The sequence below is a fragment of the Nocardioides gansuensis genome (assembly GCF_003076135.1).
In the GTDB taxonomy this organism is placed as follows: domain Bacteria; phylum Actinomycetota; class Actinomycetes; order Propionibacteriales; family Nocardioidaceae; genus Nocardioides; species Nocardioides gansuensis.
Map to the genome: position 1 here is coordinate 230,747 of NZ_QDGZ01000007.1, position 21,832 is coordinate 252,578.

Here is a 21,832-nt window from a genome sequence, read left to right on the forward strand (position 1 = left end):
GCATTGCGCTGTCAAGCGTGCGTTAGAACCTGATGAAAAGTGCCCGTCAACACCGAAACGGGCTTGCCGGAGCCCCCAAATCTGTCTACCGTGGCAAGCGGTTGCCGTGATTCACGATACGAGGAGGAAGATTGGTGCACAGCCAAACCGCCGATGCGGCGCAGCGTGAGAGCACACCGAGCGGCGTCGTGGTTCCACTTCCCATTGCCGGCGGCGGGACCGAGCAGTACGAGCTCGGTACGCCGGTCACGGTCGACCCTTCTCTGACCGGCTCGGAGCCGCCGAAGTCACGTGCGTGCTTCGCTGCCCCCCATGTCGTCGCTGACCCCCGCAGCGGCGGCGATACCGGGATCGACGCGGTCGATTGGGAACGCACGCTGGCCTTTCGCGAGCACCTGTGGTCCCACGGACTGGGAGTCGCTGAAGCCATGGACACTGCTCAGCGCGGCATGGGCCTGACTTGGCCGCACGCCAAGCAGCTGATCTCCTTGAGCGCGGATGCGGCTCAAGGTCGACCTATTGTCGCTGGCGCCGCTACGGACCAGCTGCCGGAGACGGACCGCCACAGCTTGAACGCCATCGCGGCTGCCTACATCGAGCAATGTCAGTACATCGAGGAATGCGGGGCCGTACCTGTCGTGATGGCCAGTCGGGCGATGGCAGCGACAGCGTCCTCCCCTGCCGACTACGTCAATGTGTATGGTCAGGTGCTTGCCGAAGTCTCTGGTCCCGTGTTGCTCCACTGGTTGGGAGAAGCCTTCGACACCCAACTCAGCGGCTACTGGGGATCCACCGGCCATGACGGGGCGGCAGACGCGTTGCTCGAGGTCATCGCGCTCGCGCCCGACAAGATCGATGGTGTCAAGATCTCTATCCTCGACGCCGACCGCGAGACTGCGCTCCGCTCCCGTATGCCCGCCGGCGTGCGCGTCTACACCGGCGACGACTACAACTACGCCGACCTCATCCGCGGCGACACGCATGGAGCCAGCGATGCCCTGCTCGGCGCGTTCAACCCCATGGCGCGGATTGCAGGAGCAGCCCTGCGCGCGCTGGACGACGACGACGTCGCAAGCTATGACTCGCTGCTTCTGCCGACCGTGCCCCTGTCCCGCAAGATCTTCGCAGCCCCTACGCAGTACTACAAGACGGGGATCGTCTTCCTCGCCTACGTGAACGGGCACCAGGACCACTTCCGCATGATTCGAGGCATGGAGACCACGCGATCAGTCATGCACCTGGCCGAGATCGTCCGGTTGGCCGACCGTGCTGGCGTCTTCGACGACATCGAGGAGGCGGCTCGGCGAATCCGCAGCATCATGGCCACCTACGGGGTTGCCTGATATGGCAGACACCGACCACGTCCTGGTCACACACGGTGAGGGGCGCACCGATGTCGTCCTCAATCGTGCCGCCAAGCTCAATGCCCTCACGCGCTGCATGCTCCAGCACCTTGTGGCGGCGTTCGGATCTCTCCCGGACGAGACCCGGGTGGTGGTCCTGCGATCGTCGTCACCGCGCGCGTTCTCCGTCGGTGCTGACCTCGACGAGCACCGCGCCCAGACACCACAGGAGGGTGCGCGGACGAGCCTCGTGGGAAGTCGTGCGTGTGCGATGATCGCCCAATCTCCAGTCCCCGTGATCGCGCAGATCGACGGCTGGTGCCTCGGCGGTGGGCTGGAGTTGGCTCTCGCCTGCGACCTTCGCGTCGCCAGCCGGGACAGCATCCTTGCCTTTCCCGAGGTCACGCTGGGAAACACGCCGGCCTGGGGAGGCGTTCCGCGGCTCGTCGCCCAGGCCGGCCCCGGAAGGGCCAAGGAGCTCCTCCTGACCGGGCGCCGGCTGAGCGCAGAGGAGGCACGGGAGCTCGACCTCCTCGAGGAGGTCGTCGACCGGCATCAGCTGACGGCCACCGTCGACTCGCTGGCAAGCACCATCGCCAGCCACCCACCCGACGCCGTGACGGCCGCCAAGCTGGCCGTCGCAGCGCTCGGCCCCGCCGGGAGCCCCCTCCTCGACGCCCTCGGAGCCGGGTTCTTCCTCGCCGCCGGCAACCCCACGAGAACTCGCCCAATCAACGACAGGACGCAATCATGACCTCGATCGACGTACTCAACCCGGCCACTGGTGAACGCCTAGACTCCATCGCCGACGTCGGCGCGGACGGCGTGGACGCTGCCGTTCGACGGGCCCGGGAGGCGTTCCCTGGTTGGGCGGCGACCCCCGCATATGAGCGCTGCGCCATCCTCCAGCGGGCTGGTGGCCTCCTGCAGGAACACCGGGTCGAACTCGCCGAGCTGCTCACCCGGGAGAACGGCAAGCCGTATACCCAGGCGTTCGGTGAGATCGGTGATGCGGCGCGCCTGCTGGAGAAGTACGGCCAGGAGGCGCTGCGACTATACGGCGAGACGATTCCGGGTGACGCGCAGCCAGGGACCGAGGGTGACCTGATCCTGACGCGCCGGGAGCCACGCGGTGTCTTGGGTGCGGTGATCCCGTTCAACTCCCCGATGGACATCTTCGCGCACAAAATAGGACCCGCCCTGGCGAGCGGAAACTGTGCCGTCATCAAGCCGCCCGAGGTCGACCCCCTCACGGTGATGCGCGCGACAGAGCTGCTTCACGAGGCAGGAGTGCCGCGAGATGTTCTGGTTCTGGTCAATGGGCTAGGCATCTCCACCGGGGCACCCCTTGCCGCGCATCCGGGGATCGACGTCGTCTCCTTCACCGGAAGCACGGGGGCCGGTCTCAGCGTCGCTGCGGCAGCGATCGCACGCCTGCGACCGGTGATGCTCGAACTCGGAGGCAACGACCCCTTGATCGTGTGCCACGACGCAGATCTCGAGGTGACCCTCGACCAAGTGATGTTCGGCCGCACCCTCGCGAACGGCCAGGTCTGTTGTGCCAACAAGCGCCTGCTTGTGCATCGTGATCTGGTCGAGGACTTCACGGACGGCCTGCTCCAACGTGTCTCCGCGTTACACGTAGGCGATCCGTCCGCCGATCGCACCGTCGAGCTGGGCCCCCTGATCACGGACGTTGCCGCCGAACGCGTGGCGCTCCAGGTGCGGACGGCCATGGACGAAGGTGCCGAGCTGCTCGCCGGAGAGCCAACGGCGAGTGGCAACTTCGTCGGACCCATCGTGCTGGGCGGCGTGAGGCCCGGTTCCTCGATCGCATCCGATGCCGAAGTTTTCGGACCGGTATTTCCCGTCGTGGCGTTCGACGACGACCGCCAAGCCATCCGCATCGCGAACGACTCGTCGTTCGGACTCAACGCCTCGATCTTCACGCGAGACCTTCAGCGGGCCATCTACTTGGCCCACCACCTGCAGTCCGGAACGGTGTCTGTGAACGCTTCAGGCTTGTACCGCCCGGACGCTATCGAGTACGGGGGCTACAAGATGAGCGGCTTCGGCCGCGAGGGCCTTCGAGCGAGCTTCCACGAACTGACGCAGGTCAAGACGATTGCTCTGCGTGGCGCCCTGCCGCGCGAGACAAGCGGCTATCCAGCCTAGGTCAGAGCGGTTCGCAGCAAGGTATCCCTTCTTTTGCTGAGGCAGAGGCGCCACTCACGGAAGGACTGTGTGACCCCGGTCGGGGGAACTGCGCCAGATCGGCGCGGAGGAACCTCACCCGAGTTGTCGCTGTGGATGCAGCGCCGCACCAGGTCAGCTACGGGTCCGGTCGTGTCGTCGTCGATGCCGTCGCGCCCAGTGAAGATGAACCAGAGCAGCCATGCCACCGCATACATCTCGTGAATCAGCTGAAAGTCCTTGAAGGACTCCAAGGCTGGATCGACCCGCGTCCCTCGAAGTTCGGTATTCGTCTTCGTGAACTCGTGGTTCAGGTCTTTCAGCAGGCCGAGATCAGCCACCTTGGCGACGAAAGCGCCTTCGTCGTAGAGCCTGGCACCAGTGGCAGGCGGCGTAGCCGACGCTCAGCAGGATGGGTAGGCCGCGGCGCCGGGCCTCCGCGAAGGCCTCCTCGCCCCACTCCCGCCAGTCGACCGGGTTGTCGGCGTGCTGCTGGAGGTAGGGGCTGGTCGAGTCCGCGAGCCGATTCGCCATCTGCGCACTCCGTTCCAGTGGTGTTTGCATCACCGGGCCTCGATGACACAAATCCCTGATACAAATTCCACTTCTGGCCCCTCAGAGCTGCGGGCCGTGAAGTGCTCCTCGTCCCAGCGTAGGAGGGCGGTCACGATGGCGGCACGCCGAAGTCAACGCTGCTCGCGCAGGGCAAGGTCAGTCGCCTGGATGGCTCTGGTGGCCCAGGCGCGTTCGCCTCTACGCGCGCCGCCTCCGGGTGGGACCGGTTACCAGGTGATCTTCAAGGCGCCCGCCGGCGAGGGAGAGCCGTGGAAGCGGGTGCTGCGCCGGGCCAATTCCGAGGCCGAGGCACGCAAGATCTTCGCGCAGGCGGAGGCTGCGCTGGACACGGAGCAGGCGGTGCCGGCCAGCGCCCCCTTTGCGCAGCCCGAACGATCGAAGCGCTCGGCGTCAAGTACATCGAGGACAGCAAGAAGCGCGCCAAGGCCCCGCGCACCATCCAGGGCCGCGAGTCACGGCTCAACGCGCACGTCCTCCTGGCCAACGGCCACGTTCCGGTCGCCAGGTGGCGGATCGAGCACAGCCGCCAGGTCATGGACCATGCCTCGAAGACGATCCACTCCGCGCGCGGCAGGGAGGACATGCGGGGCTGCCTGGCAGCGCTGCGCAACCTGGCCTGGAGGCTCGACTGGCTGGACCGGAGGATCGACCCGCTCGACGGACTGGAGATCGGGCGAGCCTCGATACTGCACGGCGCCACGGCCCACTACATCGACCCGAGGCTGCGACCCGAGACCCGGCAAGTGAACGCGATGGCCGCGGCGGCCGACGCACTGTGCGGACCGGAGGGAACGGACGCACGGCTGACCCGGCTGCCACTGTTCGGCACCAAGATCCGCGTCGCAGGCTTCGGCGGCCTTCGACTCGGTGAGCAGAACGGCCTCCGCGCGATCGATGTCTTCTTCGAGCGCGGCTACGTCCATGTCAACGGCTCCTGGATCACGCCTCGCGGCCAGGCGGGCTTCCGTGGCCCGGTGAAGAACCACGTCATCCGCGAGGTCCCCCTCCCCCGCTCCGTCATGCACGACGAGCTCCTCCCCCGCGTCAAGGAACTCCTCGGACTCCCCCCGACGCTCGCTCCAGCAGGTGGTCAATGCCAGGAGGAAGAGCGACAGCGACGAACGACCCTCGCCGCACGCGAAGCCGACAAGAACCTCGCCTGGTGGAACTAGCCAGTTCCTCCCACGGAAGAGCAGTGGATCTTCGTCGACACCGTCACGGGCCTGCCAGTGAGGCCCGAGCTCCACAAGACCCTCGGCTTCAAGACACGATCACAGGCACTAGCCGAGGTGTTGCGTTGACCGCTTGAACCCGCACCGCGGATCGCGCGAACGTGTCGCCAGCTGGTGTCTACGCTGCGGGGGACGTCCGAGCAATGGATGAACGACACCTCATTGGTGAGCGAGACGGGGCGAGCTTCGTTGTCTTTCATTTGTGAGGAGACGATGCGCCCAACCCCTCCTGGTCGGTGAACAGCTGGCTGCTGACCAACACGCAACTAACGCCACCTGATCGGGCGATGTCGCGCTGGCCGACAGCTCAGTTACTCGTCGACATTATGGCCTCGTACGACGAGCCTTGCCACTCAGCTGTGATCGCGCCAGATATGTCGCCGCCGAGTCGACTCATCTCTACCCTTGTGTGGCGCAGAGGGGGCGGCGAACTCGACGATCAGGGTGGCATACACCGCTGCCGCTGCCCTACCGTGATCATCGAGTGGGACTTTGGCCTTCGCCGCAGAGGAACTGGGAGTCGCGCCGATGACCGAGCCGGTTGAGACCGTCGACATTGCTCCGGGCGTCCTCGTCGTCGGCGTCGATGCGTCCAAATGCTCCGACCACGCGCTGCGCTGGGCCGTCGAGGAGGCTCGGCGCTGGGGCGCTCCGCTGGTCGTCATACGGGCGTGGAGCATCACCACCGCGCCGCGGCCCGCCGACGTCCCGCATCCGGTGATGCCGAGCTTGGAGGAGTACGAGACGGCAGTTCACGCCGATCTCGAGCGGCAGGTACGCGAGGTGATCCGCGACGGCTCCCGGGTGGAGATCTCGCTCCAGCCGGTGCACCAGCGGCCCGCACAGGCTCTGCTCGACGCCTCGAGGACAGCGGCCATGGTGGTGGTTGGATCGAGGGGCCGGGGCGGCTTCGCCGGGTTGCGGCTTGGTTCGGTCAGCGAGAAGCTGGTGCGGCACAGCCACTGCCCGGTCACGGTCGTACGCGACAGCGGCCGGTGACCTGCTCACCGTCCCGGTCGATGCTGACGCCGAGGCGCGAACGCCTAACCCCGATCTGGGCGGGCATGGGCGCGCACCCCGCTCAGCGTGGGATACACGGTCGCACCGATCGCCCTCGACCGGGTCGGAAGTGGAAAATGCGCCCGTGCAGGGGCGGATCATCTCTAGCGCCTCTCGTGGCCCTGGACGCGACCTTCGGCTTTTGGTCTTGTGCGCGTGCAGCGCACGCGCGCGCACGCGCGGACGGGTCGCGCCGCACCTTGACCAGGCTCGCCAGCGTGGGGACCGCCAGCACCACGACGATGACCAGGAGCGAGAACGACGTCTCGACTTCGGGGGGACCCGTCGTCGAGACCATGGCCCCAGTGCAGGACCAGCTTGACGCCGATGAAGCCGAGGACCACGGCTAGCCCGGTGGACAGGTAAACCAGCCGGTCCAGCAGACCCTTGACCAAGAAGAACAGCGCCCGCAGGGCGAGCAGCGCAAAGGCGTTGGCGGTGAAGACGATGTAGGGCTCCTGCTCGTGCTCGGCGGGGATGGGCGTCACATTGCTGTCGCAGCCAGTTCTTGTCCCAGTCGACCGATGCCTGCCAGCAGCGGTCGTGGCAGGGATCGACCAATGCGCGCACACTTGATACTGGTGCGGATCGCTTACGCGCTGCGGCTACCGACGACACCGCCGTGACCCGGGGGCGAGCGATGAGCTCTCAGGATGGTGAGGACCTCTTCGACCAGCAAGCGGACGCGCAGCAAAAGGCGGACACGCCAGCAGCTGAGTCCGGCACCCCGTCATGGTCGGCGCCGAGCGAGCGGACCCCAGAGCCACCGCCAGAGACTAGCCGAGAAGGGGCGCCCGAGCCGGTTGTGGTGCCCCGGTGGGTGCAGGCGATCGCCGCCGCGGCCGCGCTGCTGGGGCTGGCCAGCCTAGCCCGGACAGCCGGGTCGGTGCTGTTGATCTTCCTGGTGTCCGCAGTCGTGGCCCTGATCCTGAATCCATCGGTGACCTGGCTGCAGCGCCACCGAGTACCTCGAGGTATCGCCATCGCCGTGGTCTTGGCAACCTTGTGGGCTGGTCTGGCCGGCATGGTGGCAGTGCTGTTGCGGCCGGTGACCGAGCAGGTGCAGGCCATCCAGCGGGATCTACCGGGGCTGGTCGACTCGGCGAACAGCTCGCTAGCAAACCTGCAGGCATGGTTGGACGACCGCGGCCTCGGAGTCCAGGTCAAACGGCCGGGCCAGACCGGCCTGGAGACCCTGCAGGACTCGCTGCTGAGCGGATCCACCGACGTATTGGGATTCACCCGGGACCTGGTCACCAGATCGCCGAGGCCAGCTTCGTGCTTGTGCTGATCCTGGTGATCGCGATCTATATGCTCGTCTACGGTCAGCAGACGGGAATCTGACCCGGCGGGTGACGCCGCCAGGCGACGGCACCGCCGAAGACGACTACCCGACCCTGGTTCAGCACGCGGTGTCCGGTTACGTGCGGGGCCAGGCGGTGTTCAGCCTGGTCATGGGTTTCAGTGCCGGCGTCGCGCTGTGGCTGTTCGGGGTGCTCGGAATCTTCCCGGCCGGACGGACCTTCGCAGTGTTCTTCGGCGTGTTCTACGGACTGATGGAGCTCATCCCCTACCTCGGCCCGGTGCTCGGCGCGGCACCGCCGATCCTGGTCGCACTCCTCCAGGGGGACCCGCTGACTGCTCTGTGGCTGGTGCTGCTGTTCATCGGACTGCAACAGATCGAGGGCCACATCGTGGCGCCCATGGTGTTCGGCCACCATCTGCGGATCAACCCGCTGCTAGTGATCCTCGCGCTGCTCGTCGGTGGACACCTGCACGGGATACCCGGCGCTCTGGTCGCGCTGCCCCTGGCCGCGGTCGCCCGAGTGACCGTGCTGTACCTGAGACGACACCTGGTACTGGAACCGTGGGGCACCCCCACCGCGGCCGCGCTGCGCACCGCCGCCGCAGCCGATGCGATCGCGCCCCCAGCCGGCAAGGCCGCAAGGACCGGCCTGGCCGCGGCAACTGGCCCAGCCGTTCAAGCGACGCCCGTCCGTCGGCCGTAGCCTGCTCCGCCGATTGCGACCGGGAACCAGCCCTCCGCCGCCCACTCCGCCGCCCACTCCGCCGCCCACTCCGCCGGCCCAGCGAGACCAACCTTGATCCCCGTGCTTGTGGCAGTGCGCCAGGGCGGGCAATCGGGCAATAGGGGCAACTCCGCCTGCCGGAAGAGTTCGGTCCGGCCGCACCACCGGACAGACCTGTGACACGGTCCGCAACTTTTCGGTGCTTGTCCCGGCCGTACTGCGACTGGCCTATTGGTGGCCGTTCCTTCCTTGCCCGGGCTCGACGTGGCCGTAGTGGTAGAGCCGGACGCTCCGCCCTTCCGCCTGCGCGGCCACCGTCCCCACCGAACCCCTCATCGATCCCGGAGTGATGCAAAAAAGTGATGCAAACAATCGCGGAACCCGTGTCCGCGCGCATCACTCCATGGACCGACGTGGCCCAAAATGACGCTCAACCACGGTCATCTCGGCGCTGCCACCTCTCCCCAACACGGAGCACTGCAACATGGCATCAGTGGCAGGCGGCGTACCCGACGCTCAGAAGGATGGGTACGCCGCTGCGCCGGGCCTCCGCGAAGGCCTCCTCGCCCCACTCCCGCCAGTCGACCGGGTTGTCGGCGTGCTGCTGGAGGTAGGGGCTGGTCGAGTGCTGGAGCCTGTTGGCCATGCCACCCAGCCTGTCACGGGCGGGCTAGCCTGAGGCGCATGGACTCGAAGGCCTGGGACGAGCGGTACGCCGCGACCGAGCTGGTCTGGTCGGCCGGCCCCAACCAGTTCGTGGCCGCCGAGTGCGCCGACCTGGAGCCGGGCATCGCGGTCGACCTGGCCGCCGGGGAGGGCCGCAACGCGATCTGGCTCGCCCAGCAGGGCTGGAACGTGACAGCCGTCGACTACTCCCAGGTCGGTCTCGACAAGGGCGCTCGACTGGCCGCGGAGATCGGCGTCCGACCCGGCACCGTGCACTGGGTCTGCGCCGACGCGACGACCTGGATCGGCGCCCACCTCGACCTCGCCGTCATCGCCTACCTCCAGCTCTCCCGCGCCGAGCGCGCCGCCGCCCACCGCAACGCCTTCAACGCGCTGAAGCCCGGTGGGACGTTCCTGCTCGTCGCGCACGACAGCACCAACCTGGCCGAGGGCACGGGTGGCCCGCAGGACCCCGCCGTGCTGATGACCGCGGAGGACGTGCTCGCCGACCTCGACGCTGCGGGCGGGGCGTACGACGTGGTGAAGGCGGGACGCGTCGCGCGCACCGTGCAGGCCGGCGACGACCATCGCGGCGACCAGGCACTGACCGCGTGGGACTGCCTGGTGCGCGTCACGAAGCGCTGACCGACAGGGCGGATCAGTCGGTGCGGCCCGGCTCGTCGTCGGACGCCGCCGGCTCGTCGCCGTAGACGCCGGAGTCCTTGGCGGCCTGTGCCTTCCGCAGCTGCTTGACCAGGCTGAAGGAGAGGAACACCACGGCGGCGATCAGGAGCAGGAAGACGACCAGGGCGATCGGCCCGGCCTTCACGTCCTCCTTGGCCGGCGTCGGGTCCTGGGTGAGACGCGTCACGAGCGGGAGGACGAGAATCAGCAGGCCATTCATGCCGCCATTCTCCCAGCAGGGCCTCCGGCGGCCAGCACGGGCCTCAGCAGGTGTGGGTGATCCCCGCGAAGAGGTCGTCCTCGGGCACCTGGGTCTCGACGTGGCTGACGACGAGCTCGTAGTCCTCGGTCGGCCAGACCTTCTCCTGCAGCTCGCGCGGGATCGCGAACCAGTGGCCGTCGGGGTCGATCTGCGTCGCATGCGCCAGCAGCGCCTGGTCGCGCACGCCGAAGTAGTCGGCGCACGGCACCCGAGTCGTGATCCGGGCGTCCCACTCCGGCTCCGGCTTCCACGTCTCGAGGCGCTCGCCCCACGGCGAGTCGAGTCCGTGCTCGACCATCGCCTCGTGCAGCGCCTGCATCCGGGGCCGGTTGAAGGAGTGGTGGTAGTAGAGCTTGAGCGGCTGCCAGGGCTCACCGGCGTCGGGGTAGCGCGTCGGGTCGCCGGCGGCGTGGAACGCCTCGACGGAGACCTCGTGGCACTTCACGTGGTCGGGGTGCGGATAGCCGCCGCGCTCGTCGTACGTCGTGACGACGTGCGGCCGGAACGAGCGGATCAGCCGCACCAGCGGCTCGGCCGCCTCCTCGACGGGCATCAGCCCGAAGCAGCCGTCCGGCAGGGGCGGGAGCGGGTCGCCCTCCGGCCAGCCGGAGTCGACGAACCCGAGCCAGTCCTGGGTCACGCCGAGGATGTCGCGGGCCCGCTCCATCTCCTGCCGGCGGATCTCGTGGATGTTCTCCAGGATGCCCGGCCGGTCCATCTTCGGGTTGAGGATCGACCCGCGCTCGCCCCCGGTGCACGTGACGACGTGCACGTCGACGCCCTCGGCGACGTACTTCGCCGTGGTCGCGGCGCCCTTACTCGACTCGTCGTCGGGGTGGGCATGCACGTGCATCAGCCGATAGCCGGCTCGCGGCTTCGCGGCGGCGTCGGTGGCAGACGACTGGGCAGTCGGCTCGGCTGAGGGCATGCCCCGCAGTCTAGGGAGGTCGGTGCCGCCCGAGGGCCGAGCCCTAGGCTGAGCGGGTGACCCCGACCGACCTGTCCGACCGGTACGGCGCGCCCCCGGCGTGGCGACGCCCGCTGCTCGTGGTCGTCGGCGTGCTGCTGGCGCTGGTGTTCGGGGCCTGGCTGGCCTGGACCGCATGGTTCCACTCCACGCCCGACGTCTCGTCCGAGCTGGTCGGCTACGACGTGGTCAGCGACCACGAGGCGACCGCGGTGCTCGAGGTCGACGTGGCCGACGGCGTCGAGGCGACCTGCCGGGTGCGGGCCCTCGCGGCCGACCACACGGTGGTGGGCGACCTGGCGTTCACCCCGACCGACGGCCGCAACGAGGTCGTCGTACGCACCGAGCGGCGCGCGACCGCCGTCGAGAAGGTCGGCTGCACGACCCCCGACCAGGCGCGGCCGCGCTGACCTCTCACCGGTCCGGCGCCAGGCCGGCCGGAGTCGCCTGTCACACCGATATGCGGGACGTGGGGGGTCGGGTTGCTACCCTAGAACTTCTGCCCGTCCGGCAGCGCCGGCCCGTCGCGGCCCCCGAGCGCCCCCGTGCTTGAACAGCACCGCGCTGAAGAGCACCGGACGGACGGGGACAGGACACGACCACAACCACGTGGTGCGATGCGTCGCACCACTAGCAGGAGTGACACGATGACGCAGTCGACCGGCACCGTCTGGCTGACCCAGGACGCCTACGACAAGCTTCGGGCCGAGCTCGAGGACCTCAAGGGTCCGCGCCGCCAGGAGATCATCGAGCGCATCGCCGCTGCCCGTGACGAGGGCGACCTGAAGGAGAACAGCGGCTACCACGCCGCCAAGGACGAGCAGGGCAAGCAGGAGGCCCGCATCCGTCAGCTCGAGGACATGCTCCGGCGCGCGGAGGTCGGCGAGACCCCGGCCAACGACGGCGTCGTGGAGCCGGGCATGGTCGTCACGATCAAGTTCGCCGGTGACGACGACCGCGAGAAGTTCCTGCTCGGCGCCCGGGAGAACCTCGCCGAGGGCGACAAGCTGGACGTCTACTCCCCCCAGTCCGCGATGGGCTCCGCGATCAACGGCAAGTCCCGCGGCGACACGGTCACCTACACCGCGCCCAACGGCAAGGACCTGCAGGTGGAGATCGTCGACGCGGAGCCCTACCGCTCCTGACGCGTGAGGCCGAGGAACGAGGCCGAGCTGCGAAGGGGCGATCCAGAACCGCTCCTGACGCGTGAGGCCGCCCGAGGAACGAGGCCGAGCTGCGAAGGGGCAGTCCAGGACCGCTCCTAGCTCCAGCGGCGTCGGCTACTCGAAGACCTTGTAGCCGTGGGCGCGCAGCCGCGCGGCCACGGACTCGGCGTGGGACTCGCTGCGGGTCTCGACCTGGATCCGCACCTCGACCTCGTCGAAGTCGAGGTCGGGCGACGTGCGCTCGTGGACGACGTCGAGGACGTTCGCCCCGGACGCGCCGACCTGGGTGAGCAGCCCGGCGAGCCCACCGGGGACGTCGGGGATGAGGACGCGGAGGTAGAGGTAGCGCCCGGCGCTGGCGAGGCCGTGGCGGATGACCTTGCCGAGCAGGAGCGGGTCGATGTTGCCGCCCGAGAGCAGGGCGACGGCGGGGGCCCGGTAGTCGGACGGCCGGTCGAGGATCGCAGCGACCGCCGCGGCGCCGGCCGGCTCGACGACGAGCTTGGCGCGCTCGATGAGCGACAGCAGGGCCCGGGAGAGCGACTCCTCGGAGACGGTCACGACGTCGTCGACGTGCTGCTGGACGGCCTCGAAGCAGATGTCCCCGGGGCGGCCGACCGCGATGCCGTCGGCCATCGTGCTCATCGCGTCCAGGGCGACGGGGTGGCCCTCGGCGAGCGACCCCGGCCAGGCGGCTGCGCCCTCGGCCTGCACCCCGACGATCCGCACGTCGGGCCGGGTCGCCTTGACGGCGACGGCGATGCCGGCGAGCAGCCCCCCACCGCCTGTCGGCACGAGAAGCGTCGTCATCTCGGGCGCCTGCTCGAGGATCTCCAGCCCCAGCGTGCCCTGGCCGGCGACGACGTCGAGGTGGTCGAACGGGTGGATGAGCACGGCCCCCGTGCGCTCGGAGAAGTCCCGGGCCGCGGCCAGCGCGTCCTCGAGGTAGCGCCCGTGGAACACCACCTCCGCGCCGTACCCCCGGGTCGCCTTCTCCTTGGGGATGGGCGCTCCCTCGGGCATGAAGACGGTGGCCTGGATGCCGAGGCTGGCGGCGGCCAGGGCCACGCCCTGGGCGTGGTTGCCGGCACTGGCCGCGACGACGCCGGCCGCGCGCTCCTCGGGGCTGAGCCGCGAGATGCGGACGTAGGCGCCGCGCACCTTGAACGAGCCGGTGCGCTGGAGGTTCTCGCACTTGAGCCGCACCGGCCCGCCGACCAGCGAGGAGAGCCAGTGCGAGTCCTGCATCGGAGTGTGCACGGCGATCTGCTCGACGAGCGGGCGGGCCGCCTCGATGTGGGCGAGGGTGACGCTCACCGGTCTGCCTCCTCCGCCGGGGGCTCCCCGGACTCGTGGGTGGTCTGCGCGGCCGCCTCGTCCCCGATGCCGTCCTCGGCCGGGACCGGCGGGCTGCCGGCGCCGACGTCCTCGATGTCCTCGGCGAGGTCGTCGGTGGCGTCGGGGTCGCCGACCTCGGTGTGGGCGGCCAGGTGCTGTACGACGGCGTTCGCCGCCGCCGCGAGCGGCACTGCGATGAGGGCGCCTGCGATGCCGGCCACCAGGACGCCGCAGCCGATGGCCACGATGACCCCGAGCGGATGCAGCGAGACGAAGCGGCCCATCAGGAACGGCTGCAGGATGTGGCCCTCGATCTGCTGGACGAGGATCACGCCACCGAGCATCAGCAGCGCGGTGAAGGGGCCCTGGTCGACCAGAGCCACCAGGATCGCCACGGTGCCGGCGACGGTCGCGCCGACCATGGGGACGAAGGCACCGAGGAAGACGATCACGCCGATGGCCAGCACGAACGGCACGCCCAGGACCGCGGCGACGACCATGACGCCGACCGCGTCGGCCAGGGCCACGATCACGGTGGCGCGCACGAACTGGGTCAGGGAGATCCAGGCGACGCGGCCGGAGGTGTCGACGTGCTCCCGCGCGGCCCGGGGGGCGAGCCGCACCAGCCAGGCCCAGATCCGGTGGCCGTCGGCGAGGAAGAAGTAGCTCGCGAAGAGGACGATGAACACCCCTGCGAGGACGTGGCCGACGGCCGTGCCGACCTCGGTGACCTGGGTCAGGAGGTGGCCCTCCCGGGTGCGCTCGGCGATCGACCGCTGGGCCTGGTCGATCCAGGTGTTGAGCTGGGAGTCGGTGACCCCCAGGGGCCCGTCGCGCAGCCAGTCGCGGATCTTGCCGAGGCCGGCGACCACGGAGCCGGCGAGGTCGTCGACGCCCTCGGCGACCTGCTGCCCCACGAAGGTGAGCAGCAGCACCACCAGGGCGAGCCCGCCGAGGACCGTCACCCCGGCCGCGAGCGAGCGGGGCAGCCCGCCGGCCATCAGGCGCACGAACGGCCCGGCGAGGGCGGCGAACAGCAGCGCGATGACGAGCGGCAGGGTGATGACCGCGAAGTAGGCGAACGTCCAGGCGATGGCATAGCCGGCCGCCGCGATCACCAGGATCCGCCACGACCAGGCCGCGGCGAGGTCGAGGCCCCACGGCACCTGCGCGCGGCTGAAGTTGGAGGGCCCGGTCGTGATCGTCACCGGCTCGGCGCGGCGCTCGGCCCGGATCAGGGCCCACTGGTGGGCGAGCTGCTGGGTGAGCCGCTCCCCCAGCCCCCCGCCGGGCTCTCCGTCCCCGGCTCCGGCCGGTCCCTCGTCCTGCTGGCTTCCCTCCGTCACGCCGGACACGCTACTCACCGGAACCGTCTTCCCCGGCCGACTCGACGAGGCCGCGGGCGAGCGCGTAGGCCGCCTCCGGGTGGGCGTCGGCCAGCAGCCCGACCGCAGCCAGCACGTAGTCGCGGTCGACGACCACCCTGGGCGCCCGTGGCAGCTGCCACCCGCCCTCGACGTCTCCGGTGGACGGCCCCACCACACGGCGTACGACGCCCGGCGCGCCGTTGCGCAGCACACCACCCGACGCGACGAGCAGGTCGACCTCGCGGAGGTCCTTGCCGCTGCGCTCGACCACCCGGCCGTCCGGACTGAGCACCACCCGGCTGCGCCCGGCGTGCCGCCTGAGGGCCAGGTCGACGGCCGCCCGGGCGATCGCCTCGTCGACGGCTCGGCCGGCCTCGTCGGCCGGCAGCAGGCCGGGGTCCCGGCGACGCCGGTCGGCCTCCTGCACGAGGTCGAGGGATCCGTCGAGGTCCGCGAGCCCGGCCGCCTCGACCGTCGAAGGTGCCGACCAGCGCATCCCGAGGTCACCCTCGACGGTGCGGGTGACGGGCGTGACCGCGACGACCTCGCGGGACAGGCCGGCCTCCTCGGGGTCGATCTCGACGACGCTGTGCACGTCGGTGGTGGCACCGCCGACGTCGACGACGACCACGTCACCGGCTCCCGGCCGGTCGGGGCCGAGCCCGCGCGCCAGCAGTTCGACGCCGGTCAGCACGACGTCGGGCGTGGCCCCGCGGACCATCGCCGTGAAATCGGGCCGCTCGCTCAGGTGCTTGCCGCCGATCACGTGGGCCAGGAACATCTCGCGGATGGCGGCGCGGGCGCTCTCCGGGGCGAGGACGCCGATGCACGGCACGACGTTGTCGGCGGGCACGTGCGGAGTGCCGCTCTCCTCGAACAGGGCGGCGATGCGGCCCTGCGACTCCACGTTGCCGGCGACCACCACGGGCCTGGGCCAGCCGCGCGCTGCGAGGAGCTCGGCGTCGGCCTCCAGCACCTCAGCGTTGCCGCCGTCGGTGCCGCCGACGAGCAGGAGCACGTCCGGCTCGGCCGCCGTCAGCGCGGCGTACGACGTGGGGTCGAGGCCGCCGTGGCCGACGTGCACGACCTTGCCACCGCTCGAGAGCGCGACCCGCCGGCCGGCCTCGGACGTGACCAGCTCCTCGTTGCCGACGACGGCGATGCGGAGCCCTCCCCCGGCGCTGGAGCAGGCGAGCACCGCAGCGTCGCGGGCGCGCGCGTCCCGCGCGACCAGCACGGCCAGGCAGGCGTCGAAGCCGTCGAGTACGTCACCGCCATCCTCCGGGGAAGGCAGCGTCGTCGGATGGCTCGCGCTCGCGGCGATGCGGCCGGCGGCGAGGTCGACCAGTGCGGCCTTGGTGAAGGTGGAGCCGAAGTCGACGCAGACCACCACGCCGGGCTCGGACAACGACTCACTCCCTGCCGGACCCGCCGAGGGCCCTGTCGAGGTCGGCGAGCAGGTCATCGGCGGTCTCGATGCCGACGCTGAGCCGGACCAGGTCGGCCGGCACCTCGAGGTCGGTGCCGGCGACCGACGCGTGGGTCATCCGGCCGGGATGCTCGATGAGCGACTCGACGCCGCCGAGCGACTCGCCGAGGGTGAAGACCTCGGCGCGCGCGCAGACCTGCAGCGCCTGCTGCTCGCCGCCGGTGACCCGGAAGCTGACGATCCCGCCGAAGCGCCGCATCTGCCGGGCGGCGAGTGCGTGGCCGGCGTGCTCCTCGAGGCCGGGGTAGATGACCTCCGAGACCTGCGGGTGGCCGACGAGGAAGTCGACGACCTTCTCCGCGTTGTCGCAGTGGCGGTCCATCCGCACGCCGAGGGTCTTCAGCCCGCGGTGGGTGAGGAAGGCGTCGAAGGGGCCGGCGACGGCGCCCATCGAGTTCTGGTGGAAGCCGATCCGCTCGGCCACCTCGTGGTCGCGGACGACGACGGCTCCGCCGACGACGTCGCTGTGCCCCCCGACGTACTTGGTCGTGGAGTGCACCACCAGGTCGGCGCCGAGGGTGAGGGGCTGCTGGAGGTACGGCGAGGCGAAGGTGTTGTCGACGACCAGCAGGGCGCCGGCCTCGTGTGCAACGGCGGCGAGGACCTCGATGTCGCCGATCGTGAGCATCGGGTTGGTGGGTGTCTCGATCCAGACCAGCTTCGTCCGGCCCGGGACGATCGCGGCGCGCACCGCGTCGACGTCGCCCACCGGCGCCGGGCTGTGCTCCAGGCCCCAGGGGCGGGCCACCTTGTCGAAGAGGCGGAACGTGCCGCCGTACGCGTCGTCGGGGATGACGGCGTGGTCGCCAGGCCTCGTCAGCGCGCGGATCAGGGCGTCCTCGGCCGCCAGGCCGGACGCGAAGGCGAAGCCGCGCTCCCCCTCCTCCACCGCGGCGAGCGCTCCTTCGAGCGCCGTGCGCGTCGGGTTGGCGGAGCGGCTGTACTCATAGCCGCCGCGCAGGCCGCCGACGCCGTCCTGCTTGTAGGTGCTCGTCGCGTAGATGGGCGGGATCACCGCGCCGGTCATCTCGTCGGGTTCGTATCCCGCGTGGATCGCACGCGTCTCGAACCCGGCCTTGAATGCATGCTCCTGGCTCACGGTGCCGACACTACTCACGCCCCATCGACAGCCCTGCCCGGCCACCGGGTTCGAGGTCGTGAACATGTCAAAACGGCCTCCTGACGCAACCAAACGCCCCTAGGCTGCGTCTGTTGAGGATGGAGGGCTCAGCACTCGGGGAGGGGCACGAACATGCCGGTGAGGGACGACGCGCGCTACGTCGAGTTCGTCGCGGCCAACCAGCAGCGGCTGCGCCGCATCGCCTACCTGATGACAGGCGACTGGCAGGTGGCCGCCGCCGCGACGCAGGAGGCACTCGTGCGGGTGTACGTCGAGTGGCCGCGCGCCGTCCGCGCGGGCGCCCTCGCGACCTGCGCCCGGCAGTCGCTCGTCGCCGCGGTGGCCGAGCTCGCCCCCGCTGGGACCGCTGCGCCCGCCTGGGCAGATGAGCCCGACACCGACCGTCAGGTGGTGGTCCGCGCGCTCGCCAGGCTCCCACTGGAGCAGCGGCAGTGCCTGGTGCTGAGGTTCTACGACAGCCTCGCGCTCGACGACTGCGCCGCGGTGCTCGGCTGCGAGACCGCCGAGGTGCGCGCCCGCACCGCCGAGGGCCTCGTCGCCTTGCGCCGGGAGCTGAGCCGCCAGGGCTTCGACGACATGCCGCTGTTCTCCCAGCAGCTGGAGGGGGTCCGATGAGCGAGCTGCGCGAGATCATGCTCGACGCCGCGACGCCCGACCGCGACTGGCTCGCCGACCACCACGCCCTGCTGCACGAGGGTCGCCGCCGGGTGCGCCGCCGCCGGCTGGCGATCGCGACCGCCGCCGCGGCCGCCACGGTGCTCGCCGCCGCCCTCGCCGTCGCCGTCGCCAGTCGGTGAGCCCCGGGAACGTTCCGCGTGCCCTCGGTGTTGGCACACTTGCCAGCAGGGCCGACCGAGCCGTCGGCCCACCCCACCAGCCCGTCACGGGAGTGCACGTGTTCACCGACCGACTGAAGACCTCGCTGCCGACCCCCGACCAGGCCCTGCCCGGGCGTGACGCCCGCCCCTGGTCGCTGGGCACCCACGTCGTGCTGAGGACGCCGGTGGTCACCGACGACGTCCCCGAGGGGATGGAGGTCGCGATCTTCGGCCTCGGCTGCTTCTGGGGCGCGGAGGAGATCTTCTGGCAGGTGCCGGGCGTCTGGTCGACGTCGGTGGGCTACGCGGGCGGCCACACCACGCACCCGACGTACGACGAGGTCTGCAGCGGCCGCACCGGCCACACCGAGGCCGTGCGCATCGTCTTCGACCCGGCGGTCGTGTCCTACGCCGACCTGGTGAAGACGTTCTTCGAGATCCACGACCCGACGCAGGGGATGCGGCAGGGCAACGACGTGGGCACGCAGTACCGCTCGGCCATCTACTTCACCTCACCCGAGCAGGAGTCGGCCGCACGGTCCCTGACCGACATCTACGGGGCCGAGCTGGAGCGCCGGCGCCTCGGCTCGGTCACCACCGAGATCCGGCCGGCGTCGGAGGCCGGCTACTACTACGCCGAGGACGCCCACCAGCAGTACCTCGCGAAGAACCCGTTCGGCTACCGCTGCCACGCCAACACGGGCGTGAAGTTCCCCCGTGGATAGTCCTCGACGGATTGTCGGATCGGGCTGCCGCCGTTCGTGGAGCGGGTGAACGCCGACCACAAGGTCCGCACGAGCAGAAGGAGCTGTCATGTCCGAGTACCTGATCTACTTCAACCAGCAGTGGGTGGGCGACCACTCCGAGGACTGGTTCCGCGGGCGCGGACCGCTGGCGAAGGCGGTCGTGGACGAGATGAAGGACGCCGGCGTGTACGTCTTCGCCGGCGGCCTGGAGGAGGACGGCCCCGTCTACAGCGCCGACCCGACCAGTGGCACGGTGATGATCACCGACGGACCCTTCGTCGAGACCAAGGAGTTCCTGGGCGGGTTCGCGGTGGTGGAGGTGGCCGATGAGGAGGCAGCCAAGCTGTGGGCGGGCAAGCTGGCGGAGGCGTGCGGCTGGCCCCAGGAGGTCCGCCGCTTCGGGCCGGGGCCTCAGTAACGCCGGAGCCGGCCGGGCGCCGATCACTCGGCGACGCGCAGCCTGATCGTCACCTCGTCGCCGAGCGAGAGTCCCTCGGCCTTGCGGACCTTGTCCTTGAGCGGCAGGAACCACGTGCCCTCGCGCGGGAACATCGACGTCGTGAACTCGGTGTCCCCGGCCCAGGCGGTCACCGGCACGACGCCCCAGTAGACGACCGAGGCCTTCACCTCGTCGACGGCCTCGGCCTCCTCGGGTGGCAGCGGCACGAAGTGGAAGGGAGACGGCCCCCGCCACTCGACGATCTCGCCGGTGAACTCCAGCTCCATGGCCCGAGCGTATGCCGAGCCGGACCTGTCACGATGGACGCGTGACCGGCACCCTCGTGTACGACGCGGACTGCGGCTTCTGCGCGCGCTGCGCCCGCTGGGCCGAGGCGCGGATGGCGGCCGGCAACCAGGTGGTGCCGTCGCACGCGCTCGAACTCCACGCTGCCGGGCTGTCCCGGGAGGACGTCGACGAGGCCGCCTGGTTCCTGCCCTCGGCGGGCACCGGACTACGCGGCCACCTCGCGATCGCGGCGGCGCTGCGTGAGTGCGGCGGGCCGTGGGCGCTGCTGGGCAGGGTCATCGGGTCGCGCCTCCTCTCGCCTCTCGCCTCGCGCGCGTACGCCGCGCTGGCGGGTCGGCGCGGCAGCCTGCCCGGGTCCGACGGGACCTGTGGGCTGGATCGATAGACACGTCCCCTTGTCGCGAGCAACGCCGCTGCCTCCAGCCTTGTCACCCGGCGATGCCGTCGCCCTGGTCGCACCGGCGAGCTGGTGCGAGGCGCAGTGGCTTGCGGCAAGTGTCTCGACCATCGAGGGGTGGGGCTTCCAGGCTCGGGTCGGCAAGCGCGTCGAGGGGCGGCTCGGCTATCTGGCGGGGAGCGACCAGGACCGTGCCGCGGACCTCAATGACGCCCTCCGGGACCCCGAGATCAGGGCGATCGTCACGCTCAGGGGTGGGTGCGGAAGCCTGCGATTGCTGGCCGACATCGACACCGACGCGCTCCGTGCAGACCCCAAGTCGATCGTGGGCTTCAGCGACATCACCGCGATGCACAAACTCTGGGGGCACACCGGTGTCCCCTCCGTGCACGGCGGTCACGGCGGCCGCCACTCCGATGTCGTTCGGCGGCTCCTGATGCACGAGCCGACCGAGCCCGTCCAGGCCGACGCCGACCAGTTCGGCTCAGAGCTCACGACGACCGGGACCGCGACCGGGCCCCTCGTCGGCGGGAATCTCGAGATGCTGGCTCGCTGCGTCGGCATCTTGGACCGCAATCTCGACGGCCACATCCTGCTGCTGGAGATCAACAGGTCGGCGGGGCTCGGGATGGTCGACCGCGCCCTGACCCAGTTGCTGTTGTCGGGCTCGCTCGACGGCGTCCGCGGGGTGGCGGTCGGCGCACTCGAGGGGTTCGAGGGATACGTGGACCGGGGTTGGACCGTCCTCGACGTCCTGCGCGACCGGCTCGGGTTGCTCGACGTCCCGATCCTCGCGGGTCTCCCTCTGGGGCACCTCGACGATCCTGTGCCCCTCCTGCTCGGTGTCATGTCCTCGCTCGATGCGGATGCCGGGACGCTGACGGCCCACGTGCCGACGCGCACGCGCTGGCCCGCTTGATGATGTCGCCCAGGGCGTGTCCCCTTGTTCGCGAAGCCATGCCCGCCCCGCGGGGAGGTTGTGGCGCTGCAGGTTGCCCCATCCGAAGCGACCGGAGCGCGTGATCCCTACCGGCTTGCGGTGACTTCGACTTCGAACTTGCAGTCCCGCGCGAGGCTTGCGACACCAACAGTGGCTCGCACCGGCGGATTGGTGGGGAAGATCTCGCGGAAGATCCTCTCCATCTCAGCGAAGTCGCTGAAGTCTGTGAGGTAGCAGACGCACCGCACGACATCCTCGAGTCCGAGCCCGACGCCGGCGAGGAGCTGTTCCACGTTGCCGAACGTGGCACGGACTTCCGCTTCGAAGTCGGCCGGATAGATTTCCGGTCGGCCTCCGACGCTTCCCACCTGGCCGGCGAGGAAGACGAGCCCGTTGGCCTCGACCACTTGGGAGTAAGAGCCCCCTCCGGGCTGCACACCTTCAATGGCGGGGATGGTCTTAGGCATTCTGTGTTCCGATCTTCTCGTGGGGGCTGGAGAGGAAAGGGTTGCAGCCAGGACAGGTGGCCGCGGAAATCCACGGGCGGTCACGGCCGTCTTGCGCGCCGTGGATTCAGCGGGCCATGGGTGACGCAAACTTGTCGAGGTCCGCCTCGACCATCTGACGATGATCACGAAGCGGACGGCCTATCTGTCCTTCCGACGACGGC

The 21,832-nt window shown here is 70.0% G+C and carries 26 protein-coding genes and 2 pseudogenes; 16 read left to right on the forward strand and 12 right to left on the reverse strand.

The features are described from left to right. Positions 1 to 134: 134 nt before the first annotated feature. From DDE18_RS16935 to DDE18_RS16945, 3 genes are read left to right on the forward strand one after another with little or no spacing between them, the layout of a single operon-like run. Positions 135 to 1,343, forward strand: a complete 1,209-nt coding sequence (locus tag DDE18_RS16935) for a DUF993 family protein (RefSeq protein WP_245916796.1) — start codon at positions 135 to 137, stop codon at positions 1,341 to 1,343. A gap of 1 nt (position 1,344) precedes the next feature. After that, positions 1,345 to 2,097: an enoyl-CoA hydratase/isomerase family protein gene (locus DDE18_RS16940; RefSeq protein WP_116573440.1), complete on the forward strand. Its 753-nt coding sequence runs from the start codon at positions 1,345 to 1,347 to the stop codon at positions 2,095 to 2,097. Beyond that, entirely contained in the window at positions 2,094 to 3,518 is a 1,425-nt protein-coding gene (locus DDE18_RS16945; RefSeq protein ID WP_116573441.1) for an aldehyde dehydrogenase family protein, read from the forward strand. Before DDE18_RS16940 ends, DDE18_RS16945 begins: the two co-directional genes overlap by 4 nt. Here the strand turns inward: DDE18_RS16945 and DDE18_RS16950 are convergent. Together DDE18_RS16950 and DDE18_RS16955 are read right to left on the reverse strand one after the other, a co-directional pair. After that, complete coding sequence (locus DDE18_RS16950) at positions 3,515 to 3,877, reverse strand: hypothetical protein (RefSeq protein WP_116573442.1); 363 nt, start codon at positions 3,875 to 3,877, stop codon at positions 3,515 to 3,517. The genes DDE18_RS16945 and DDE18_RS16950 overlap by 4 nt on opposite strands. A 10-nt stretch (positions 3,878 to 3,887) precedes the next feature. Further along, positions 3,888 to 4,070, reverse strand: a pseudogene (locus tag DDE18_RS16955) (DUF255 domain-containing protein); the annotation flags it as partial. A 575-nt stretch (positions 4,071 to 4,645) separates the two neighbouring features. Here DDE18_RS16955 and DDE18_RS23415 point away from each other — a divergent pair. Together DDE18_RS23415 and DDE18_RS16965 are read left to right on the forward strand one after the other, a co-directional pair. Next, complete coding sequence (locus DDE18_RS23415) at positions 4,646 to 5,284, forward strand: site-specific integrase (RefSeq protein ID WP_211754603.1); 639 nt, start codon at positions 4,646 to 4,648, stop codon at positions 5,282 to 5,284. Positions 5,285 to 5,872: 588 nt separating this feature from the next. Beyond that, the gene (locus DDE18_RS16965; protein WP_116573443.1) at positions 5,873 to 6,343 is read left to right on the forward strand and encodes a universal stress protein; all 471 of its coding nucleotides are present in this window, start codon (positions 5,873 to 5,875) and stop codon (positions 6,341 to 6,343) included. A gap of 164 nt (positions 6,344 to 6,507) precedes the next feature. On the opposite strand, the gene DDE18_RS16970 is transcribed toward DDE18_RS16965, so the two are convergent. Further along, complete coding sequence (locus tag DDE18_RS16970) at positions 6,508 to 6,891, reverse strand: TerC family protein (RefSeq protein ID WP_342748965.1); 384 nt, start codon at positions 6,889 to 6,891, stop codon at positions 6,508 to 6,510. Positions 6,892 to 7,223: 332 nt separating this feature from the next. Here DDE18_RS16970 and DDE18_RS24075 point away from each other — a divergent pair, with 332 nt between their 5' ends. Further along, a complete protein-coding gene (locus tag DDE18_RS24075; RefSeq protein ID WP_165821210.1) occupies positions 7,224 to 7,694 on the forward strand; it encodes an AI-2E family transporter in 471 nt (156 codons plus the stop codon). A 61-nt stretch (positions 7,695 to 7,755) separates the two neighbouring features. Then, entirely contained in the window at positions 7,756 to 8,412 is a 657-nt protein-coding gene (locus DDE18_RS24080) for an AI-2E family transporter (protein ID WP_165821211.1), read from the forward strand. 514 nt (positions 8,413 to 8,926) lie between these two features. On the opposite strand, the pseudogene DDE18_RS16985 reads toward DDE18_RS24080, so the two are convergent. Further along, positions 8,927 to 9,079 (reverse strand): annotated as a pseudogene (locus DDE18_RS16985) (DUF255 domain-containing protein); the annotation flags it as partial. 38 nt (positions 9,080 to 9,117) lie between these two features. On the opposite strand from DDE18_RS16985, the gene DDE18_RS16990 reads away from it, so the two are divergent. Next, positions 9,118 to 9,744 (forward strand): class I SAM-dependent methyltransferase, encoded by a 627-nt coding sequence (locus DDE18_RS16990; RefSeq protein WP_116573447.1) that lies wholly within the window; start codon positions 9,118 to 9,120, stop codon positions 9,742 to 9,744. Between the two features lie 13 nt (positions 9,745 to 9,757). On the opposite strand, the gene DDE18_RS16995 is transcribed toward DDE18_RS16990, so the two are convergent. Both DDE18_RS16995 and mca read right to left on the reverse strand, forming a co-directional pair. Then, entirely contained in the window at positions 9,758 to 10,003 is a 246-nt protein-coding gene (locus DDE18_RS16995) for a hypothetical protein (protein ID WP_116573448.1), read from the reverse strand. A 43-nt stretch (positions 10,004 to 10,046) separates the two neighbouring features. Next, positions 10,047 to 10,898 carry a mycothiol conjugate amidase Mca gene (gene mca / locus DDE18_RS17000; protein ID WP_245916833.1) on the reverse strand — a complete coding sequence of 284 codons (852 nt, stop codon included), beginning with the start codon at positions 10,896 to 10,898 and terminating at the stop codon, positions 10,047 to 10,049. A gap of 131 nt (positions 10,899 to 11,029) precedes the next feature. Here mca and DDE18_RS17005 point away from each other — a divergent pair, with 131 nt between their 5' ends. Both DDE18_RS17005 and greA read left to right on the forward strand, forming a co-directional pair. Continuing rightward, positions 11,030 to 11,422 (forward strand): DUF4307 domain-containing protein, encoded by a 393-nt coding sequence (locus DDE18_RS17005; RefSeq protein WP_116573450.1) that lies wholly within the window; start codon positions 11,030 to 11,032, stop codon positions 11,420 to 11,422. A gap of 237 nt (positions 11,423 to 11,659) precedes the next feature. Next, on the forward strand, positions 11,660 to 12,157 hold the full coding sequence (gene greA / locus DDE18_RS17010) for a transcription elongation factor GreA (RefSeq protein ID WP_116573451.1): 498 nt from the start codon (positions 11,660 to 11,662) through the stop codon (positions 12,155 to 12,157). A gap of 135 nt (positions 12,158 to 12,292) precedes the next feature. On the opposite strand, the gene ilvA is transcribed toward greA, so the two are convergent. Genes ilvA through DDE18_RS17030 form a run of 4 tightly spaced genes read right to left on the reverse strand, consistent with a single transcriptional unit; the run spans position 12,293 to position 17,471 of the window. Continuing rightward, the gene (ilvA, locus tag DDE18_RS17015; RefSeq protein ID WP_116573452.1) at positions 12,293 to 13,495 is read right to left on the reverse strand and encodes a threonine ammonia-lyase; all 1,203 of its coding nucleotides are present in this window, start codon (positions 13,493 to 13,495) and stop codon (positions 12,293 to 12,295) included. Next, positions 13,492 to 14,862 carry an AI-2E family transporter gene (locus DDE18_RS17020; RefSeq protein WP_245916798.1) on the reverse strand — a complete coding sequence of 457 codons (1,371 nt, stop codon included), beginning with the start codon at positions 14,860 to 14,862 and terminating at the stop codon, positions 13,492 to 13,494. The genes ilvA and DDE18_RS17020 overlap by 4 nt, the downstream gene beginning before the upstream one ends. Positions 14,863 to 14,872: 10 nt before the next feature. After that, positions 14,873 to 16,291: a glutamate mutase L gene (locus DDE18_RS17025; RefSeq protein WP_245916799.1), complete on the reverse strand. Its 1,419-nt coding sequence runs from the start codon at positions 16,289 to 16,291 to the stop codon at positions 14,873 to 14,875. Positions 16,292 to 16,295: 4 nt separating this feature from the next. Next, a complete protein-coding gene (locus DDE18_RS17030) occupies positions 16,296 to 17,471 on the reverse strand; it encodes a cystathionine gamma-synthase (RefSeq protein ID WP_245916801.1) in 1,176 nt (391 codons plus the stop codon). A gap of 153 nt (positions 17,472 to 17,624) precedes the next feature. Here DDE18_RS17030 and DDE18_RS17035 point away from each other — a divergent pair, with 153 nt between their 5' ends. The 4 genes from DDE18_RS17035 (at position 17,625) to DDE18_RS17050 (ending at position 19,495) form a co-directional block, all read left to right on the forward strand. Further along, positions 17,625 to 18,128, forward strand: a complete 504-nt coding sequence (locus DDE18_RS17035) for a sigma factor-like helix-turn-helix DNA-binding protein (RefSeq protein ID WP_116573456.1) — start codon at positions 17,625 to 17,627, stop codon at positions 18,126 to 18,128. Continuing rightward, on the forward strand, positions 18,125 to 18,310 hold the full coding sequence (locus DDE18_RS17040; protein ID WP_116573457.1) for a hypothetical protein: 186 nt from the start codon (positions 18,125 to 18,127) through the stop codon (positions 18,308 to 18,310). The genes DDE18_RS17035 and DDE18_RS17040 overlap by 4 nt, the downstream gene beginning before the upstream one ends. Before the next feature lie 98 nt (positions 18,311 to 18,408). Then, positions 18,409 to 19,056: a peptide-methionine (S)-S-oxide reductase MsrA gene (msrA, locus tag DDE18_RS17045; protein WP_116573458.1), complete on the forward strand. Its 648-nt coding sequence runs from the start codon at positions 18,409 to 18,411 to the stop codon at positions 19,054 to 19,056. Between the two features lie 88 nt (positions 19,057 to 19,144). Next, positions 19,145 to 19,495 carry a YciI family protein gene (locus DDE18_RS17050; protein WP_116573459.1) on the forward strand — a complete coding sequence of 117 codons (351 nt, stop codon included), beginning with the start codon at positions 19,145 to 19,147 and terminating at the stop codon, positions 19,493 to 19,495. A 23-nt stretch (positions 19,496 to 19,518) separates the two neighbouring features. Here DDE18_RS17050 and DDE18_RS17055 read toward each other — a convergent pair whose 3' ends face one another. After that, positions 19,519 to 19,803 (reverse strand): DUF1905 domain-containing protein, encoded by a 285-nt coding sequence (locus DDE18_RS17055; RefSeq protein WP_116573460.1) that lies wholly within the window; start codon positions 19,801 to 19,803, stop codon positions 19,519 to 19,521. Between the two features lie 41 nt (positions 19,804 to 19,844). On the opposite strand from DDE18_RS17055, the gene DDE18_RS17060 reads away from it, so the two are divergent. Both DDE18_RS17060 and DDE18_RS17065 read left to right on the forward strand, forming a co-directional pair. Then, positions 19,845 to 20,210 (forward strand): thiol-disulfide oxidoreductase DCC family protein, encoded by a 366-nt coding sequence (locus DDE18_RS17060; RefSeq protein ID WP_165821212.1) that lies wholly within the window; start codon positions 19,845 to 19,847, stop codon positions 20,208 to 20,210. A 40-nt stretch (positions 20,211 to 20,250) separates the two neighbouring features. Beyond that, a complete protein-coding gene (locus DDE18_RS17065) occupies positions 20,251 to 21,141 on the forward strand; it encodes a S66 peptidase family protein (protein WP_211754604.1) in 891 nt (296 codons plus the stop codon). A gap of 107 nt (positions 21,142 to 21,248) precedes the next feature. On the opposite strand, the gene DDE18_RS17070 is transcribed toward DDE18_RS17065, so the two are convergent. Next, positions 21,249 to 21,629, reverse strand: a complete 381-nt coding sequence (locus DDE18_RS17070) for a RidA family protein (RefSeq protein ID WP_116573462.1) — start codon at positions 21,627 to 21,629, stop codon at positions 21,249 to 21,251. Positions 21,630 to 21,832 lie beyond the last annotated feature (203 nt).